The sequence below is a fragment of the Bartonella sp. AS69XJJH genome (assembly GCF_042195585.1).
Classification (GTDB): domain Bacteria; phylum Pseudomonadota; class Alphaproteobacteria; order Rhizobiales; family Rhizobiaceae; genus Bartonella.
Genome location: NZ_JBHIOO010000131.1, coordinates 1 through 654, shown reverse-complemented (window position 1 = coordinate 654; position 654 = coordinate 1). Strand labels below are relative to the sequence as shown.

At 41.0% G+C, this 654-nt stretch carries 1 pseudogene; it reads right to left on the bottom strand.

Going from position 1 to position 654, the window contains the following annotated elements:
* Positions 1 to 654 (bottom strand): annotated as a pseudogene (locus ACFIK6_RS10160) (DEAD/DEAH box helicase family protein); the annotation flags it as partial.

The window sequence follows — 654 nt, the reverse complement described above, 5'->3', positions numbered from 1 at the left end:
ACACGCTTGCCTTTTCCTGCTATGGTCTCTGCTATCTTAAGGCTTGTGAAAGTTTTACCCGTACCACATGCCATAATCAGCTTGCCACGGTCTGTTTCTTGCAAACCTTCACAGACCTTTCTCAAGGGCTTCTTTCTGATGATCTAAAAGCTTTTTTTTAGGTTGCTCTTTAAGGGTTGCTTCACCTTTTTCTTTATACACCCCCCAATCGATTTGACTGTTCTCTAAATCAAAAAGGTTCATGCGTTGAATACGAACCTCTTGCCCCTCACAAGTCAGTTCGACATTATCACTCCAATTGCTTTCGGTACTATCAACCAGAATACGACGCGTGAATATTTTCTTCCCAGAAGCAGCGATAAAGCTATCAATATCTTCTTTTTTAATGATGTGAGAAGCATCATAGCATTTACATTGAATAGCCGCATATCCTCCTTCATCACGGATTGTAGCGACTAGATCAATACCAATATCCGTTCCATCTTCATTACGCTCTTTAGCCCATTCACAATAGCTCTCAACCGTTTCATATCGTCCAAAATGGAGAGGGTCATGCATAAGATAAGCCATGACAAGATTTTCAAACAGCGTTCCCAATTCACGGGGTGATTTTGCTTGTTGACGATAATATTCTAAGAGAGAGCGTAAAGAGAC